Annotated in this window: 14 protein-coding genes; 7 read left to right on the forward strand and 7 right to left on the reverse strand. The window is 60.9% G+C overall.

The features are described 5' to 3' along the window. Positions 1–4 precede the first annotated feature (4 nt). The 3 genes from WCA85_RS07555 to WCA85_RS07565 all read right to left on the reverse strand — a co-directional run bounded on the left by WCA85_RS07555 (position 5) and on the right by WCA85_RS07565 (position 3821). Positions 5–1003 (reverse strand): ABC transporter permease, encoded by a 999-nt coding sequence (locus WCA85_RS07555; RefSeq protein WP_424062549.1) that lies wholly within the window; start codon positions 1001–1003, stop codon positions 5–7. After that, positions 1000–2613, reverse strand: a complete 1614-nt coding sequence (locus tag WCA85_RS07560; protein ID WP_424062550.1) for a sugar ABC transporter ATP-binding protein — start codon at positions 2611–2613, stop codon at positions 1000–1002. The genes WCA85_RS07555 and WCA85_RS07560 overlap by 4 nt, the downstream gene beginning before the upstream one ends. A 311-nt stretch (positions 2614–2924) precedes the next feature. Further along, the gene (locus WCA85_RS07565) at positions 2925–3821 is read right to left on the reverse strand and encodes a LysR substrate-binding domain-containing protein (protein ID WP_424062551.1); all 897 of its coding nucleotides are present in this window, start codon (positions 3819–3821) and stop codon (positions 2925–2927) included. A 130-nt stretch (positions 3822–3951) separates the two neighbouring features. On the opposite strand from WCA85_RS07565, the gene WCA85_RS07570 reads away from it, so the two are divergent. The 6 genes from WCA85_RS07570 (at position 3952) to WCA85_RS07595 (ending at position 11888) form a co-directional block, all read left to right on the forward strand. Further along, complete coding sequence (locus WCA85_RS07570; RefSeq protein WP_424062552.1) at positions 3952–4425, forward strand: cupin domain-containing protein; 474 nt, start codon at positions 3952–3954, stop codon at positions 4423–4425. A 312-nt stretch (positions 4426–4737) separates the two neighbouring features. Further along, a complete protein-coding gene (locus WCA85_RS07575; protein WP_424062553.1) occupies positions 4738–7056 on the forward strand; it encodes a sigma-54 interaction domain-containing protein in 2319 nt (772 codons plus the stop codon). Then, positions 7046–8239, forward strand: coding sequence for a DUF917 family protein (locus WCA85_RS07580; protein ID WP_424062554.1), 1194 nt, complete (start codon positions 7046–7048; stop codon positions 8237–8239). The genes WCA85_RS07575 and WCA85_RS07580 overlap by 11 nt, the downstream gene beginning before the upstream one ends. A gap of 35 nt (positions 8240–8274) precedes the next feature. After that, a complete protein-coding gene (locus WCA85_RS07585) occupies positions 8275–9000 on the forward strand; it encodes an aspartate/glutamate racemase family protein (RefSeq protein ID WP_424062555.1) in 726 nt (241 codons plus the stop codon). An 824-nt stretch (positions 9001–9824) separates the two neighbouring features. Continuing rightward, positions 9825–10013, forward strand: a complete 189-nt coding sequence (locus WCA85_RS07590) for a hypothetical protein (protein ID WP_424062556.1) — start codon at positions 9825–9827, stop codon at positions 10011–10013. A gap of 651 nt (positions 10014–10664) precedes the next feature. Further along, positions 10665–11888, forward strand: a complete 1224-nt coding sequence (locus WCA85_RS07595) for an MFS transporter (protein ID WP_424062557.1) — start codon at positions 10665–10667, stop codon at positions 11886–11888. A 48-nt stretch (positions 11889–11936) separates the two neighbouring features. Here WCA85_RS07595 and WCA85_RS07600 read toward each other — a convergent pair whose 3' ends face one another. Further along, positions 11937–12371, reverse strand: a complete 435-nt coding sequence (locus tag WCA85_RS07600; RefSeq protein ID WP_424062558.1) for a GNAT family N-acetyltransferase — start codon at positions 12369–12371, stop codon at positions 11937–11939. 211 nt (positions 12372–12582) lie between these two features. Next, a complete protein-coding gene (locus WCA85_RS07605; RefSeq protein ID WP_424062559.1) occupies positions 12583–14313 on the reverse strand; it encodes an FAD-dependent oxidoreductase in 1731 nt (576 codons plus the stop codon). A gap of 612 nt (positions 14314–14925) precedes the next feature. Here WCA85_RS07605 and WCA85_RS07610 point away from each other — a divergent pair. Continuing rightward, complete coding sequence (locus WCA85_RS07610) at positions 14926–15213, forward strand: DUF1330 domain-containing protein (RefSeq protein ID WP_424062560.1); 288 nt, start codon at positions 14926–14928, stop codon at positions 15211–15213. A gap of 61 nt (positions 15214–15274) precedes the next feature. On the opposite strand, the gene WCA85_RS07615 is transcribed toward WCA85_RS07610, so the two are convergent. Both WCA85_RS07615 and WCA85_RS07620 read right to left on the reverse strand, forming a co-directional pair. Continuing rightward, positions 15275–16243: a threo-3-hydroxy-L-aspartate ammonia-lyase gene (locus WCA85_RS07615; RefSeq protein ID WP_424062561.1), complete on the reverse strand. Its 969-nt coding sequence runs from the start codon at positions 16241–16243 to the stop codon at positions 15275–15277. A gap of 183 nt (positions 16244–16426) precedes the next feature. Beyond that, positions 16427–17056, reverse strand: coding sequence for a helix-turn-helix transcriptional regulator (locus WCA85_RS07620; RefSeq protein WP_424062562.1), 630 nt, complete (start codon positions 17054–17056; stop codon positions 16427–16429). Positions 17057–17210 lie beyond the last annotated feature (154 nt).

The raw sequence follows: 17210 nt of genomic DNA on the forward strand, positions 1-17210 counted from the left end.
ATGCTTATTTGCGGGTGAACGCGACGGCCGCGACGATGATCACGCCTTTAATGACGAGTTGCAGCGACGAACTCACGCCGAGCAGCACGAGGCCGTTATTCAGCGTTCCGATGATGAGACTGCCGAGTAGCGTGCCAAGAATGAAGCCGCGCCCTCCGAACAGACTGCAGCCGCCAAGCGTCACGGAGGCGATCACGTCGAGTTCCATACCCTGCACGACGTCAGGCCGCGCCGCGTGTGAACGCGCGGACAGCACGAGTGCGGCGAGACCGGCCAGCGCGCCGGTCAGCACGAAAGCGAGCGTTGTCACACGGCGGATGTTGATGCCCGAATAAAGCGCGGCCGTCGGGTTGCCGCCCGCCGCGTAAATCTGCCGGCCGAAAACGCTGTAGTGCAACAGCAGAATGCCGCCGATCACGGCGAGCAGTGTCCACAGGATCGGCACGGGCACGCCCGCAATATCGCCTTCGCCAAAGATCGCGATGAACCTGTCATTGGTGATGATCTCGGGCCGCGTCGTCGTGACCATCAGCGCAAGACCGCGCGCCGCGCTTAAGCTTCCGAGCGTGACGAGAAACGATGGAATGGAGAGGCGCGTCGTGACGAAGCCGTTGATCGCGCCGACGATCGCACCTGTCCCGATGCCCGCAATCGCGCCGAGCACCCAGTTATCGCTGATGTGCGACATCGCGAGCGCTGCCGACATACCCGACAAGGCCAGCACCGATCCCACGGAAAGATCGATCTGCCTCGCAATGATCACGAATGTCATGCCAATCGCGATGATCGACACCAGCGCCGTTTGCCGCCCGATATTGAGGAAGTTGTCGATCGACAGGAACCACGGCGACGCAAAGCTGAACACCACCAGCAGAATCGCAAACGCGATATACAGCATGTACGGGCGATCGCCCTGCAGCAGACGCTGCGCAATGCGCCACGCACGTCCGTGACGCTGCGCGGCCTGTTGCTCGGCGGGCACTGACGAAACAGACTCGTTCATGTTGCAAGCTCTTCGTTAAGCCGGGGAAGTTGAATGAGGTGGTGCAATTCTTCCGCGTGGCGAATCTGCCCGCGCTCGATGGTTCGTTCGATCGAGCCATCCACGACGATGGAAATGCGGTCGCATAGGCGCAACAATTCGTCCAGATCTGAGGACACCACAACGACGCCCGTGCCCGCGCGCGCTGCGTCGTGCACCACGCCGTAAATTTCTTCCCGCGCGCCGACATCGACGCCGACCGTCGGCTCATCGAGCAGCAACACCTTCGGCCGTGGGTAGTTCCATTTGGCGAACACGACTTTCTGCTGGTTGCCGCCGGAGAGAAACTTCACCTGCGTCGACGCATCGGGCGCCTTCACGGAAAGTTGCTTCATCGCACTGCGTGCCTGCTGTGCGGCAGCTTTCGCGCGCAGCCATCCGCCACGCGAAAACTGCGGCAGACGCGGCAAAGTCAGATTGCGTTCGATCGAATGATCGAGCACCAGCCCTTGCAGATGCCGGTCTTCCGGAACAAGCGCGACCCCGCGCCGGATTGCATCGGCGGGACTGCGCGCGGCAAGCGGCTCGCCGTCGAGATCGATCGTGCCTTCGTGGATCGGCAGCAAGCCGAAGATCGTCTGCAAGATTTCCGTGCGGCCGCTACCGATCAGTCCTGCCAGGCCATGCACTTCGCCCTTGTGCACCGAGAAATCCACGCCGGACAGACGCGTGTTGCGCACGTTCGATAGCGTCAGCACGGGAAGATTGTGTGCAGCCCGCGGTGCGACCTGCTCAGCGGTTTGCTCGTCTGCGCCTGACTTTGTTTGCGCCGCTGCGCTTGTCGAGGATTCGTGCCGGGCCTGCATTGCCGCATGACGCGGACCGACGATGGCAGCGACGAGCTGCTTCATGTCGGTCTCGGCGGTAGCGAAATGACCGGCGTTCGCCCCGTCGCGGAACACGGTCACGCGCTGCGAAATGCGAAACACCTCGTTCAGGCGGTGCGTCACATAGATGACACCAACGCCGCGCTGCGTCACCGTGCGAATCGCGTCGAAGAGAATCTGTTCTTCGCCGCCCGTTAGCGCGGACGTCGGTTCGTCGAGGATCAGCACGCGCACGTCGCCCATCAGCGCCTTGCAGATCTCCGTCATCTGCCGGTACGCAAACGGAAGCGAGTCGACGGGGACGCGCGGATCAAGCGGAATGTTATGTTCGTGCAGAAAGGCGCTGACCTGCGCCATCAGTTCGCGCTGCCTGACAAAACCAAGCCGCGTGCGCGGCTCACGCCCGAGCATCAGATTGGCACCAACAGAGAGCGATTCGACGAGACTCAGGTCCTGGTAGACGACGGCGACGCCCGCTTCGCGCGATTTTGCTGGCGATTCGAACGCAACTTTCTGGCCGGCGATTTCGATCGAGCCTTCGTCGTACGCGTGGACGCCGCTCAGTATCTTGATGAGGGTGGATTTGCCCGCGCCATTTTCGCCGAGCAGCGCATGCACTTCACCTGGCAGAACTTCCAGATTCACGCCGCGCAGCGCCTGCACGCCACCGAACTTCTTGGTGACGCCCGTGACGCGGATCAATGGCACTCCAGGCGACGAAGCGGCCGCGACCGACTCACTCATCCTGATGTCTCCTCCGTCGGCATGACGAATTCGTGTGCTTCGCGATCGGGTCGCGAATTGTGTTGTGATCTTCGCATCATGCAAATGATGCGTCAATAACATTTAGCCCCTATTCACCCGGTAATCGGCAAGATATTGAAATAATAATATCGATATTTGTGATGATTCTATCGTTTGGACGGTTCACGTTGTGAAGAACGCCGCGAACTCGTCAGACCCCCTGACAACCCCGACTTATTCGCGACGGCAGATCTGCGGAGATCGGAAAATCAGCGCGAACGCGAGGACCGACACCGCGGCGCACTCCAGCGTCACGCTGACCGTGTCGCCGGTCCAGTCAACGCATCGATCAAGGCCCGTACTCGCGCGGGCCGCACCCTCGAACCCGGCAGCACGAGATTCACCGCGAGCGGCGCCGGCCGGCAGCGCTCCAGCACCTCGACCAACGTGCCATCAACGAAATGCGGATGCGCAAGGAATTCCGGCACCTGCGCGAGCCCTGCACCTAGCACCGCGGCTTCAGCGAGCGCATCGCCGTGGCTGATCCGAAACGGAGCATCGGCAGTAAAGACCACCTTGCGGCCGCGCTCGATGAATTCCAAAGGACGGTCGCGGCCATTGGTCGGCAAGCGAAAGGCAATTAGCGAGTGATGCTTGAGATCCTGCACGGTCCGAATTTTCGCGTGAGCGGCTAGATAGCCGGGACTTGCGCAAAGTACCAGGGACTCCTCGCCGATTTTGTGCGCGATCAACGTCGAATCTTCCAGCGCACCGAAACGGACCACCGCGTCGAGGCCTTCATCCAGCAGGTTGACCCGTGCATCGGACAGACGCAAATCGATCTCGAGCGACGGGTAGCGTTCGCGCAACCTGGCGAGAGCGGGCAGCAGGACGCGCACACCATAGCCAACCGGCGCGCCGATACGCAACACGCCTGCCGGTGCGTCATCATCCTTGCCTGAATCGAGGCCGAGCGCTTCGATCTCTTCCAGCAGACGCGCGCACTTCGTATAGAGCGCGCGCCCCTCTTCGGTTAGGGTCACCGACCGGGTCGTGCGATGGAACAGGCGCGAGCCCACGTCCTTCTCGAAGCGCCCCACGCTCTTCGCTACCGACGACGGTGCGAGTCCCAACTCGCGCGCCGCCTGCGTGAAACTGCCAAGCCGCGCGACCGCGGAGAAATAGACGAAGTGGCTCAGGTTCTTCATAGCGGCATTCCCGACAAACGGGCATAAGAGATACGGCATCGCAGCCGGTACAGCTCGTGCCGTGCGTCGCGTACATTAAGGGGCATCAAGCCGGTGGTCGGCTTGCACCAAACAACCTGGAGAATCTGCTGTGTTCGTCTTAAACGACAAACCCATCGAATATGACTTCGGTGGTTCGCGCACCCGTTTGCTGGTTTCCGGTGAGCATACCGAAGGCGCCTACTCGATGCTGGAAATCTTCGCGCCGGCTGGCCGGGCTACGCCGATGCATCGCCACGAACGCGAAGACGAAACGTTGTTCATGCTCGACGGTGAACTCGAGGTCATGGTCGACGGCACGCCGCATCGCCTGCGTCCCGGTTCGACCATCGTGTTGCCGCGTGGCACCCAGCATCAGTTCGTCAACCCAACCGGGCAGACCGTGCGTTATCTGCTGATCTGTACTCCCGCAGGCTTCGAGCGCTTCGTCGATGCATGCACGGACGCACACGCTGAGCCGGTCGAACCACAACTCCCATCCGAAGCTGACAAGGCAAGAATGCGCGCGGCTGCGCCCGACTTCGGCATTACGCTAATTCCGCCGCCCCGAGTCTCCGTTCGCTAGCGCTAAAGAATCATCGGCGAAGTGCCGTTATCGGCGATACGTGTTATCCGCCTGTCGGATAACACGTAGCCTGCGTGCTGTAGATTGCGACGAAATCCGCTAGATATCCCGACGCAAGCTTTAATTTTGAAAGGATCAAATTAGGGCAAGACGTCATACTCTGTGCTTCCTGCTGCGGACAGCCCCGGCACCCTCAATCGGAAAGCGTAATCAGACACCCGGCCAGCAATCAGTAGATGGCTGGCCGATCTGGCTTTTCGAGGAGAAAGTCCGCATAGTGCCAAACACGGTTTATCTGGAGCACATTTAGTAATGAGTTCTTCCCCTGTGATCCCGTTTGCCCAGGACAAAGCGGATCCCGCCGTGTTCATTGGCGCCGCGCCAGCGTTTCGCCAACTGGTCCGCATGATCGATCGCGTCGCACCGACCGATCACACCTTGCTCATTTTCGGGCCCACTGGTTCGGGCAAGGAACTGGTCGCGCGCCGCGTGCATGCGCGCAGCCTGCACCAGGACGAACCCTTTGTCGACGTCAACTGCGGCGCAATTCCGGAAAATCTGATCGAAGCCGAACTGTTCGGTCACGTGAAAGGCGCCTTTACCGGCGCAGGCGAAAACCGCCAGGGACTTTTCCAGCAGGTCGGCAAAGGCACGCTGTTGCTCGACGAAATCGGCGAACTGCCGCTCGCGCTGCAACCGAAACTGCTGCGCGCGCTGGAAACGCGGACGTTCCGTCCGGTTGGTTCATCGACCAGTCTACGTTTCGAGGGGCGTGTCGTCGCCTCGACTCACCGCGACCTGCGCGAGCTCGCACGCGATGGACGCTTCCGCGAGGACCTGTTCTACCGCCTCGCGGTATTCGTGCTGGCCGTGCCCGGGCTCGAGCAGCGTGTCGAGGACATCCCCGCACTCGTCTCCCATTTCGCGTCACAGCACGCTCGCCGTCTCGAGTTTTCGCCGGCTGCGATCCGGCGGCTAAGCCAGCACAGCTGGCCTGGGCACATCCGCCAGTTGCGCAACATGATCAGCCAGTTGAGCGTGCTCGCTGAAAGCACGCTGATCGACGTTGATACGCTTGAGCCGTTTCTCGCCAATGAAGCCGCCGGGCCGGTGTCGCGCGCCAGCCTCGCCGACATGTTGTTGCAGCTCGAAGGACGCGACAAACTGTCCGTCGCGGAAGATCTTTTGATTGACCGCGCGCTTGAGCGGACTGCGGGCAACAAGAGCGCAGCCGCCACCTTGCTGGGGGTGGGCCGCAAGACCATCGAGCGGCGTCTGAAGTCGCGCGAGGAGCATCACCGCGAAGCGCGTACCTGTCTTGAACATGCGAGTGCGCTAGTTGAAGAATCGCGCTTCACGGAGGCCGTTCCGCTACTGCGCCGCTGCCTGGAGGTGCTGCAGACGAGCCACGAACAGGAGCCTGTGCGGCGCCTGCAATTCGACGCCTACCGGTTGCTCGGCATGAGCCTGCGCAGCGTGCACGGCTGGCTTTATGCGGAAGCCACGGCGTGTTACGCGGCCGCGCTGGCTATCGGCGAGGGCGTCTGTGAGCCGGCGGAAATCGCCGCGATCCAGTTTGGTGTGTGGACCACGCAGCTGACCACGCTTCAGCTCAAGCAGGCCCGTGCCACAGCGCAGAACATGCTGGAGCGCGCGCAGAACAGCGGTGACCGCGTCTCACTCGACGAAGCCCACGTCGCCATGACCAACACGCTCTTCTGGCTTGGCGACAGCGAGGAGGCCCTCGCCTGTCTCGCACGCGGCAACCTGCTTGGCGTGGCGCGCAACGACACCCGCACCGGGTCGCAAGGAATCGATCTAGCCAGTCTCGCGTTGACTTTCGAAGGACTCGCCGCGTATCAGATCGGCGCATTTGCGCAGGCGCGCCATGCCATGGAGATGTTGATCCAGCGCGCGTCCGAACCTCGCTCGCACGCGTTCGCTCATGCCGTCAACCTGCAGGGGGCCGCGTGGCTCGCCTGTCTGTTCGACGACCTGGACCGGCTGGGTCACCTCGCGAGCGAACTCGAATCGGTGTCGATCGCGAACGGCTTCGCGTTCTATCGGGGCGTCGGCCAGGTGCTGCGCGCATGCCACCTTAGCGCGCTTGGCCACTCAGACGAAGCGGAGCCCGTCATGCTCGACGGCTTCGACAACCACGTCGTTTGCAATGGCGGCGCGCTGTTCTATTCGTTCAAGACCTGGCAACACGGCGAACTACTGCTTCGCGCCGGCCGCCCCAAGACATGCGAAGCAATTCTCGCCGCCGCGATCGACGAGACCCTCGCCCGCCAGGAACGTGTCTACCTGGGCGAACTGCTCGTCACCCGGGCTCGGGCGCAGTGGGCGCTGGGCGATGTGAACGCGGCGGAACTCGGGCTGCGCACCGCGCTGTCCACGGCGCTTGCGTTCGGTTCAGTGCCCGCGCGTGTGGACGCCGCGCGCTACCTCGCCGACCTGCTCCGCTCCACGGACCGCAGCGTCGAAGCCATCGACATCCTTGAGCGCGGTTTGCGCTCGCTGACGGCCGATCCGACTACTCGCTACACCCGCGCCGTGAGTCTGCTCGCCGAACTCAAGCAAGACGCTTCTACTAACAACAACAGGAGGGGAATCACAAATGGCTTATGAACTACGCCGGGAAGATCTGGAACCGCTGCTGCTCGGAGCGGCGTTTTTTGGCAGCGGTGGGGGCGGCACGATTGAATCCGCGCGGCATCTGGCCGAACATTTTGTCGCCGGAGACTACTATCCGACCGACACGGTCAAGGTGGTGTCGGTCGAGGAAGCGACCGAAGGCTCGGCGGTCATGGTCGCCTATCTCGGCGCACCCGAAGCGATCAATTCGGCCACCTATCCGATTGGTCCCATGATGGCGGTGCAGAAGGTCCAGGCACGGCTCGCGTCGCAATCCACCAGACTCGCCTACGTGATGCCGCCCGAAAGCGGCGCGCTGGGCTTCACCGTGGCGGCACTTGTTGCAGCGAAGCTTGGGCTTGCCGTGATCGACGCCGACGGCGCCGGCCGCGCCGTGCCCTCGCTGCCGATGCTGACCTTCGCCGCCGCCGAAATCGATCCGCGCCCGGCCTTCCTCGTGAGCCAGGGTGGCCTGTGCGTCGAACTCGACGTGACGCCGCGCAGCGGTAACAGCGGCGGTCCAACCCATCAACGCGACGTGTCGGCGATTGTCGAGCAGATGATGCGCCCGGTTGTCGCCGATCCCGAGTTCGGCCAGTTCGGCGGCCTCGCAATGTGGGTGATGGCGCCGGCAGATATCATCCGCGCGACGCCGATCCGAGGCACGTTGACACGCGCCCTGGCGCTTGGGCGTGCGTTGCAGGGTCGGCAGATCAACAACGTCCAGCAGATGATCGCCTACCTCACCGAGCATTGCGGACTCGCCGCGCGAGCGATCTCGGAACCCGGTGAACTGGTCTCGGCCGAATCCGATACGGCCGGCGGCTTCGACACCGGCAAGATCTGCATCCAGTCTGGGCCGCGCACGTATACGGTGATGTACCAGAACGAGTCACTGCTCGCATGGGATAGTGCGTGCGCCCACCCGATTGTGCTGGCGCCGGACAGTGTGGCGTATTTCGTTGGCGGAGAAGGCCAGGCGGTGTTCAGCAACGGCGACCTCGTGAACGATGATGGTTCGCTGAACCCGACCGTCGGCAAACGTCCGGTGACGCTGGTCGCCTGGCGTGCGGAGGCCGAACTGCGCAAGCCCGGGCTGATTCTCGACAGCTTCATGCAGTTGCTGAACTCGCTCAATTATCTCGGGCCGTACGTGCCGCTTGAATCGCTCAAGTGAATGCGCCCGCAACCAACTCGCATGAGAGACGCATCTTGAACCCACCGCTTCGCATCTGTGTGCTCGTCCCGGTCAACACGTCGCAATACAACGACCGCATCATGAAGGCGATCGCGCCCGTCGTGCCGCCGGACGTGCAGGTCGAGATCCGCAACATTACGCAGGGGCATCCCGACATTGAGAGCCGCACGAACTGGCTGCAAAACGGCATGCCGGTGGTCGAACTCGCCCAGACGATCGCGAACGACGGTTTCGACGGTATCTGGCTGACCGACTTCGACATGTGCGGCGTCGAAGCCGCGCGTGAAGTGATCGATATCCCGATCATCGGCGGTTTTCCCGCTTCGGCCTTCGCGGCGCTGATGCTCAGCCAACGCTTCTCGATCATCACGATCCTGCAAAGCACGCTCGCCATGCAGCGCGGTCATCCGCAGACCTATGGCATCCAGGACACGTTCGCGTCGATCCGTGCCATCGATTGCCCGGTGGCGCAACTCGAGAATGTCGACGTGGTGGTCGTTCGGACCTTCGAGGCGGCGCTCAAGGCGATCAAGGAAGACGGCGCGCAGTCCATCCTGCTTGGCTGTACGGGTTTCGTGGACGTCGCGAGCCGTGTCTCAACCCTGCTCAGCGAGGCATTGGGCGTGTACGTGCCGGTGCTCGATCCGAATCAGGCGGGGTTCAGCTTTCTCGTGTCGCTGCTGCGGATGCGGGTACGCCCCAGCCGCCTGACTTACAGCAAGGTCAACCTTCAATCGTAGCCGGCACGCTTACCTGTGCTTCCATCCGGCGCGGCGCGCCGGATGTCTCCCCCGTCTTCTCCGTCGTGCCCACCTCTGCTTTCACGCCTGGCTGACAGCGCCTATGACGATGTCAGTTGAGGTCCGCGCCCGATATTTGCTTTCTAAAGGTTTTCAGGGTTTGGGTCTCCGTTGAGAGCCGCGACCTTCATTCCGCCCTGCATCCTAGTCTTCATCCGATTTGACACCGGGATGGACGAAAGCGACACATCACCTCGGTTCACAGGGGTGATTGGACGAATTCGTCCAATTCAAAGTAAATCAGTGGACGAGAACGTCCAGTCTTAAGGCGAGAAAGTCGCTGCAAAGCCGCCGCAGCGCGGTCCCACTATATGGCCCGATTTTTGCTTTAACAAGATAGTTGTCGGCTGGCGCGAGGATGACCACAAGACCAAACCGCTAACAACTGACCACCCAAACCGTGCCGTCAGCGATACAAACAACGCATCCGAAGCGTTGATCGACCAACACGAAAAGATTTCCAGACCGCTGGTAGCAGATTGAGAGAGGGCCGTGCTGGTGTTGTAGCAGTAGAAGTAATGTCGTGTGCCGACCGTCGGCGACCGGATGCTTCCATAGAGAAGACTGTCGCCGACGCGTGACACCGAAGTGGCGGAAATTGTCTGGCGATGCACCAGGCGAGACGCCGAGAGGCTCGGCCGCCGTTGCACACCCTCCGAGGGCCAGCAACGGCGGGTCGACCTTTTATACGCTTGGCGAGCCCGGCGAATTGCCGCCCGGGCATTCAGACCAGATCGGACCAGTCGTCCGCGGGGGCGTCAACGATGCATCATCACATTTTCGACAGCGAACTCGTTCACCTGGAACGTGTCCTCGCACGCGCGTCTCGGGAGCCCTTTCCGTCCAACTACTGGCGCGAGCGTGTCGCGCATCTGAACGAGTATCCCCAAGCGCCTCTGTACCGCCATCGCATCTCCCGGTTGGCGCAACTGGCAGCCGACCTGGACGGGTGACGCCCGGATCGCGCCGCGGCAGGCCTTGCAGGCCTTAGCCTCTCCTGTTTCTGCCGCCTCGCATCCCTTTCAGGCCTCCGACGTCCCTCACACGTTTGATGTCTCTCACGCCCCGGACGCTTCGTACGTCAGGGACATCTCGTCGTTCCAGAGCCTCGCGTAGCACCCTTGTGCCCTGCGGTTCCCGGCCGCCGCGCTTTCCCCGCAGGCCAACCGTGCGCGCAATGACGACAGCGACCCAGCAGCACGCGCAAATCAACACGACAACACCGGTCGAGAAATTCATTATTTCGCTATCCTATTCAGCGCGCCGAACCGCAGGCGCGCTACTTACTCCCAATCGCAATAGCCGGCGGTCGGTACCGCGTTCTCCGCATCGGCCGTCATGCGCTCGTCATTATTCTGATTCCGACCTGTCTCTACATTATCGACGCTTTTCTGCCGTCTTTAGGGGCGCGACGTGCTGCTTAAGTGAAGTTCCTGAAGGCGTGTCGTTACCCGGCACTGGATCGCGCTGCCAGAATCTCCCGCACTTACAAATCGCAAGCTAAGTCTCAGCTAATACTGCCCCGTTAATGTTGCGCTCACGCGGCGCTGCGACGTCCGCCAAATAGATCCGACTCGTCGAACAACACGCGTGGTAGAAACCCAATGCTGACCGAACCTGGTACTCCCGCAATCGCCCCTTCAGTCCCTGACGAGAACGCTTCTGCGCTGCGTGAATGGCTTGCAGTTGTGGCGGTGACCATTGGCGCCTTTGCCTTCGTGACGACTGAGTTCCTCCCAGTCGGACTCCTGCCGCATATAGCCCATGACTTTGGCGTATTACCGGGCATGGCGGGGCTGCTGGTGACGATTCCCGGTATCGTTGCCGCCATCTCTGCGCCCGGTTTGATGATGGCTGCGGGACGGATGGACCGCCGCCATGTTTTCCTGCTGCTTACTGCACTGCTGCTCGCTTCCAATGCGGTCTGCGCCCTGGCTCCTGATCTTGCCGTCATGCTCGTCGGACGCGCGTTACTCGGTGCCGCACTGGGAGGATTCTGGACCCTGGCAACCGCAGCGGCGGGACGCCTTGTACAGCAGAAAGACACTGCGCGAGCGATGGCGATCATACTCACTGGCGTTGGCTGCGCGACCGTGATGGGCGTCCCGTTAGGAACGTTCATTGCAGATATTGCGTCCTGGCGCGCATCGTTCTGCGCCACGGGTGCCCTCGTTGCTGTTGCGCTAATCGCTCAGTATTTTCTGGTGCCGTCCCTGCCGTCGGCAGAAGCCCTGCGCTTGCACGACCTTATTTCACTTCTGCGCAGCTCGCATGTGCAGAGAAGCATGCTGATGGTGGCGCTCGTATTCGGCGCACACTTTTGCGCTTATACGTATATCGCGCCGTTTTTGCTTGCCAGCGAGCATTTCAGCATGCAGAACATCACCTGGTTGTTGTTGGGCTTTGGCGCTATCGGATTTGTATCGAACCTGATGGCGTCGTCATTTGTGGCGCGCAGTCCGAAGATGGCCGCGGCGGTGGTGGCCTCGGTCCTCATGCTGGCACTCGTGTCGTTGCCGGTGTTCCGCAACTCACACATCGGCGTGATAGCGGTGCTCTTCGTATGGGGGGCGTCATTCGGCGCGCTTCCGCTGACCTTCAGCATGTGGATGACGCGTGCGACACAGGAGCATCCCGAAGCCGGCTCAGCGCTTCTCGTGAGCATTGTTCAGATTGCGATTGCCGCTGGCTCATTTATAGGCGGCGGCGTGGTCGATCGTTTCGGCGTTCCGTCCGACCTTCTGTTTGGTGGCGTGTTGGCAATGCTGGGTCTTGCTGTGCTCGCAAGTTTTAACTTACGCGCCCGCAATGACACATGCTGCCAGTGACCGATGGTCTACGCTTCGGTTTTCCTGTGGCCAAACACTTCGCTCTGCCTAGCGATTGATTTTTTTCCTAAGACCAATCATCGTGATGTCGTAGCCATGACGGCTGTAGAACTCATGGGTCCGCTTTCGATCATTATTGCAGCGTATAACAATGGACGTTGGTTGAGATACATGTTCTTTTATCCACTTCTCGGCACGAGACAGTAGTTCCTCACCCATCCCCGAACCTCTAACGCCCTCACGAACAACAAAAGCGAGGACCTCCCCGTACTTCCCGCTTGACAGGATTACATCGACGCCCACATGAATCCATCCAAAGAGTTCTCCAGCGTCGCCCTCGCACACAAAGACCTGATGATCCGGCCTGCCCAGGATAATCTCAAGACGGGTTTTGATTTCATCTTCCGAGGCATCCCAGCCAAACTGGCTGCTTAAAATCGAAATGTCCTTAGCGTCACTGAGTTGCGGACCTCGTATACCCATTTCCCGTTCCCTTGCGAAATCATTCAGGCTAACTCTCCATGCACTCCGTTGATGATAATGCATTCCGGTGACGATAACCTGCCGCAAACGGACCGTTGAATTGCTCCCTTAGGCGATCGTATAGGCGCGAATCACATCGGGATCAGGATCGAGTATGTCTCGCCGCTAGTATTGCCGGTTGTAGTACAGAAGATTCGGGAAGGCGCTTTCGCTATGTCGCGGCGAGAAAGCGATGAATCTGCGCCACCACGCCCGCGCCCTCACCGACCGCCGACGCAACACGCTTGGTTGATCCCGAACGAACGTCGCCGATAGCGAAAACACTCTCGACGCTCGTCTGGAACGGCAGCGGCCGCGCGGGAGCGTCGGCGAGGTCGATGTCCGTGAGCACGAAGCCTTTGCTGTCGAGCGATACACCGCATGTTTTGAGCCATCCGGTATTGGGTTCGGCGCCGACAAAGACGAACAGATGATGTACCGTCATGCTCCCTTCCATGCCACCGGCACCCCGAAACCGCACGCGCTCGAGACGAGCGTCCCCTTCAAGCGCAATCGGTTCGGTGCGCGTATGAACTGTCACGTTCGGCAGCGACGCGACACGTTCGATCAGGTAATGCGACATGCTGTGCTCGAAGCTGGCGCCACGAATGAACATGTGGACATGCTCGACGTGCGATGCCAGAAATACCACCGCCTGGCCCGCCGAGTTACCCCCGCCAACCAGCAGAACGGGCTCCTTGCGGCATATCCTCGCCTCGATTGGCGTGGCCCAGTAGTACACGCCGCAACGCTCGAAGCGCTCAAGATCGTCGACAACAGGCCGCCGATACGCTGCGCCGCTGGCGATCACCACAGTGCGCGCGGTGATGCGCCGGGAATCCGCAAGCTCGATGACAGGCGGTTGTCTGTTGCAATACAGGGCCTTCACCTCGCACGGGATGCCGATATGCGCGCCGAATTTCTGCGCCTGAGCAAACGCGCGGCCCGCAAGCGCTTGACCCGTGATGCCGGTGGGAAAGCCCAGATAGTTTTCGATGCGTGCGCTCGTACCGGCTTGACCACCCGGCGCGCGACTGTCAAGCACGGCAACCGACAGCCCTTCGGACGCCGCATAGACAGCGGTGGCAAGTCCCGCAGGACCGGCGCCGACGATCGCCACGTCGTAGACGAAAGTCGGATCGAATTCGGGAATCAGTCCCAGACAAGAGGCGAGTTGCCCCTCGTCGGGGTTGCGCAACACCGTACCGTTCGGGCAAAACACCAGCGGGAAATCGTCGGGCTGCGGCATCAGGCGTTCGAGCAGCGCGATGGCCTCGCTGTCGTGCGCCGCATCGAGCACCAAACTGGGAAAAGAGTTGCGGCGCAGGAAACTCTGCAACGCAAGGAGCCGTGCGTTGCCGGAGTCACCGACCAGAACAGCACCGTGCCCGCGTTCGATCACCAGCACTCGCCGCAGAATCAGTGCGCGCATGATCTTTTCGCCGAGATCCGCTTCACTGACCATCATGGCGCTGAGTTGGTCGGGCCGCACGAGCAGCGCTTCGACATCTTCTACGACATGCGCATCTACAACGGCGGGCCTGTTAGAGAGCTGGGTGACATCGGAAGTGAACTCGCCGCGTTTCGTATAAGTGTGGACCGTTTTCTCATGCCCCAAACCATCGCGACCCACTATCCGGACCTTGCCCGACAAGAGGACGAACATGCCTGGGGAAAGCTTCCCTGCCTGATAGAGCAACTCCCCCCTGGTGTAGCGGGTCAGCTTGCCGAAGCGCCGCAACCTGTCGACTTCGGCTTCCGAGAGCACCGGAAACATCTGGTGGAAACGCGGATGGTCGCGCACGCTTGGGTCTTCGACGATCAAGTCCTCGCCGGTCGGGCTCACCTTCTCTGCAGGCTGCTGAGGAGGCGTGTCACCTTCCGGCCTTGACTCGTTGCTCATTTGCGATTCTCCTTCACTGGCTGATCCGTCTCGCCATCGGTGCAGCCACCGCATGGTCGATTGTCGCCATTGCCGGCAGCCAAAGTCCCCGCTGAATCAAATGGCAACGAACGGAACGGCTGCTGAATAATCGTTACGATCAGAATCTTCTTTACCTGCTCCAGAGCGAGGGCCGGTTAAGTCGCCGTCGGCCCTTGGGTATTCACGGCCGGCTTGTGCGCCCCCTCATTTGCACGCCCGAGGTTCCGTCGTAGGCACGGGACTTGCACGAAACTTCAGGCATATGTGACTTGCGACCATTGGCAGACCGTCGCCGCGATTTGCTAGCATAGGCCTATTTGCCGCATGTTTTCACGATGCAGCGTTGCCTCGCAGGTCATAGTTGGCCTCGGCTTGTTCTTGGAGACTGATTCATAATGGCTCGTCTGAGCGCGGACACGCTTAAACAACCGCGTTCCCGGGTTGCTCAGGCGGCATCAGTGGTTTGCAGCATGTACAGCAGGGAAATTATTGCGATCGAGCGCGTCGCCTGGTCTTTTATGACGGCCAACTCAGCGACACCCAAGGAAAGAAACCCGTTCACGTTTACATCGCGCTGCAGGAGCACACGCCATGGCGACTTATATTGTCTTCACACGAGAAAGCACGCAGGATCAGGGCGAACTTGATACCTATCAAAGCAAGGTCAACGAGAGCTTCAAAGGTCACCCCATCAAGATTCTCGCCGCTTACGGCCCTCAGCAGGTGCTTGAGGGCGACGCGCCAGAAGGCGTTGTGATCGTGGAGTTTCCGTCCACGGCGGCAGCGCGGGCATGGTACGACAGCCCGGCTTATCAGGAGGTCGCGCAACACCGTTTCAAGGGGGCGCGATATCGCGCTGTACTTGTCGAAGGCGTCTGACGAGCGTCGGCGCCGGGCGGACGTATCGCATCGCGCGAAGGCCCCCGGCGCTTACGCCCACTCAAGACCCGAGCAGGCTGCCCAACCTCGCAATATCAACGTTTCCGCCGCTCACGAGTATTCCGACGCGCTTTCCTTCGAGGTGCGCTTTCATCTGCTTTGCCGCCGCAAGACCCAGACACCCTGTCGGTTCGACGACGAGCTTCATGCGCGAAGCAAAGAAGCGCATGCACTCCACGAGTTCATCGTCGGAGGCAGTCAGGATATCGTCGACGTCGCGACGGATGATGCCGAAGGTGTAGTTGCCCAGGTGCTGGGTCTGGGCGCCGTCGGCGATTGTCTGGGGCGTATCGATGTGTGCGATCGTGCCGGAACGGAACGACTGCTGGCCATCGTTGCCGGCGGCCGGCTCGACGCCATAAATCTTGCAATCCGGCGACAGGGCGCGAGCGGCAAGCGCGCAACCCGACAACAGGCCCCCGCCGCCGAGCGGCGCAAAAAACGCATCGAGCGGACCGACATCTTCGAACAGTTCCTTCGCTGCCGTGCCCTGACCTGCGATCACATCGGGATGATCATAAGGCGGGATCAGCGTCAAACCGTGCTTCTCGGCGAGGTCGCGGCCGATCTGCTCGCGATCTTCCTTATACCGATCGTAGACCACCACTTGACCACCATAGCCCTTGGTCGCGGCCACCTTCGTCGCGGGTGCGTCGTGCGGCATGACGATCGTCGCCGGGATGCCGAGCAGCTTCGCTGACAGCGCGATCGCCTGCGCATGGTTGCCGGAAGAAAAAGCGACCACGCCAGCCTGGCGTTGCCGAGCATCGAACTTCGACAATGCATTGAACGCGCCGCGAAACTTGAAGGCACCCATGCGCTGGAGGTTCTCGCATTTGAAAAACACTTCAGCGCCCAGAGCTTCATTGACGGTGCGGGACGTCATGACCGGAGTCCGATGGGCGTGGCCTTCAATACGCTTGCTGGCAGCAATCACATCGTCGAACGAGGGTAAATCAAGTGTGTTCATAAGCTTAAGAATCCTAATGAGTTGCCAAGACCACGCGATGCTGAAACTGCCTCACGGACAGCAGAGAAAACCCGTCCTTCCCGCAGACCGCACAGCACAAAGGCTTCCTGACCGGCGCGAAGAACCTCGTTGGGTCGCAGCAGCGACCCAACGGCGCCCCCTTCGAGCAGCAGAAGGCGGGTGTCATTTGGCATAGCTGTACGCCGAAGCGCGCGAAATGCCGAGGTGAGCGGCAACCGTTTCCATCGAACGCCTCACATCGAGCAGGCCAACGGTCTTTAGCTCTTTAATCAATGCACGACGTTCGTCCGCCTTCAGCGCGCGCGGCGTCGTGGCGAGGCGCGCTGCGAACTGATCGATTCGTCCGCGGATGGCATCGGCGCTGGCGGGGTCCAGAGACTCGGGCGGCGCCGATGTCGTGTCAACCGCGACGAACTGCGACATGGCGCTCTGCAGACCGCGAAACAACGTGAGATCGACGTTCATACACAGCGCCGCGATATAGCGGCCCTCCGAGTCCTTCACGCCAATCGACGTGCTTTTGGTCTGGCGGCCATCGGCAAACCGGTTCGGATAGTTGGCGATAACCTGCGGATAGTCCGGGTCCAGAATGCGGGCCAGGCCGAGTTCCGTAGCGGGGCTGCCCACCTCCCGGCCCGACAGATTGTTATGAATCGCCAGAATAGCCTGCTTCGGGTCGAGCAGATCGTGCACGACCACTTCGCAGAATGGCGCGAAGGTTGCCGCGAGGCCTTCAGCCACTTGCTTCAATTGGCTCAGGAGCAGGCGCTGGTCATCGGTTCGTTTTGGCATTCATACATTCTGTCCAATATTGGATAGTTTGTCAATTCAATGGTAGCGGAGCCAGCGTGGACGCCCAGCTAGAGGACTGTTCAATCAAAATGTGAGCCACGCGACTCCCAATTGCTTCGCTTGCTACCCATGAACCCGCCTGTTCCGGTCCTTT

The organism is Paraburkholderia sp., from assembly GCF_049581445.1.
Classification (GTDB): Bacteria; Pseudomonadota; Gammaproteobacteria; order Burkholderiales; family Burkholderiaceae; genus Paraburkholderia.

Coding starts and splice junctions, on each gene's coding strand:
- WCA85_RS07555 (WP_424062549.1), bottom strand. CDS start 1,003: ATGAACGAGTCTGTTTCGTCAGTGCCCGCCGAGCAACAGGCCGCGCAG.
- WCA85_RS07560 (WP_424062550.1), bottom strand. CDS start 2,613: ATGAGTGAGTCGGTCGCGGCCGCTTCGTCGCCTGGAGTGCCATTGATC.
- WCA85_RS07565 (WP_424062551.1), bottom strand. CDS start 3,821: ATGAAGAACCTGAGCCACTTCGTCTATTTCTCCGCGGTCGCGCGGCTT.
- WCA85_RS07575 (WP_424062553.1), top strand. CDS start 4,738: ATGAGTTCTTCCCCTGTGATCCCGTTTGCCCAGGACAAAGCGGATCCC.
- WCA85_RS07580 (WP_424062554.1), top strand. CDS start 7,046: ATGGCTTATGAACTACGCCGGGAAGATCTGGAACCGCTGCTGCTCGGA.
- WCA85_RS07590 (WP_424062556.1), top strand. CDS start 9,825: ATGCATCATCACATTTTCGACAGCGAACTCGTTCACCTGGAACGTGTC.
- WCA85_RS07595 (WP_424062557.1), top strand. CDS start 10,665: ATGCTGACCGAACCTGGTACTCCCGCAATCGCCCCTTCAGTCCCTGAC.
- WCA85_RS07600 (WP_424062558.1), bottom strand. CDS start 12,371: ATGGGTATACGAGGTCCGCAACTCAGTGACGCTAAGGACATTTCGATT.
- WCA85_RS07605 (WP_424062559.1), bottom strand. CDS start 14,313: ATGAGCAACGAGTCAAGGCCGGAAGGTGACACGCCTCCTCAGCAGCCT.
- WCA85_RS07610 (WP_424062560.1), top strand. CDS start 14,926: ATGGCGACTTATATTGTCTTCACACGAGAAAGCACGCAGGATCAGGGC.
- WCA85_RS07615 (WP_424062561.1), bottom strand. CDS start 16,243: ATGAACACACTTGATTTACCCTCGTTCGACGATGTGATTGCTGCCAGC.
- WCA85_RS07620 (WP_424062562.1), bottom strand. CDS start 17,056: ATGCCAAAACGAACCGATGACCAGCGCCTGCTCCTGAGCCAATTGAAG.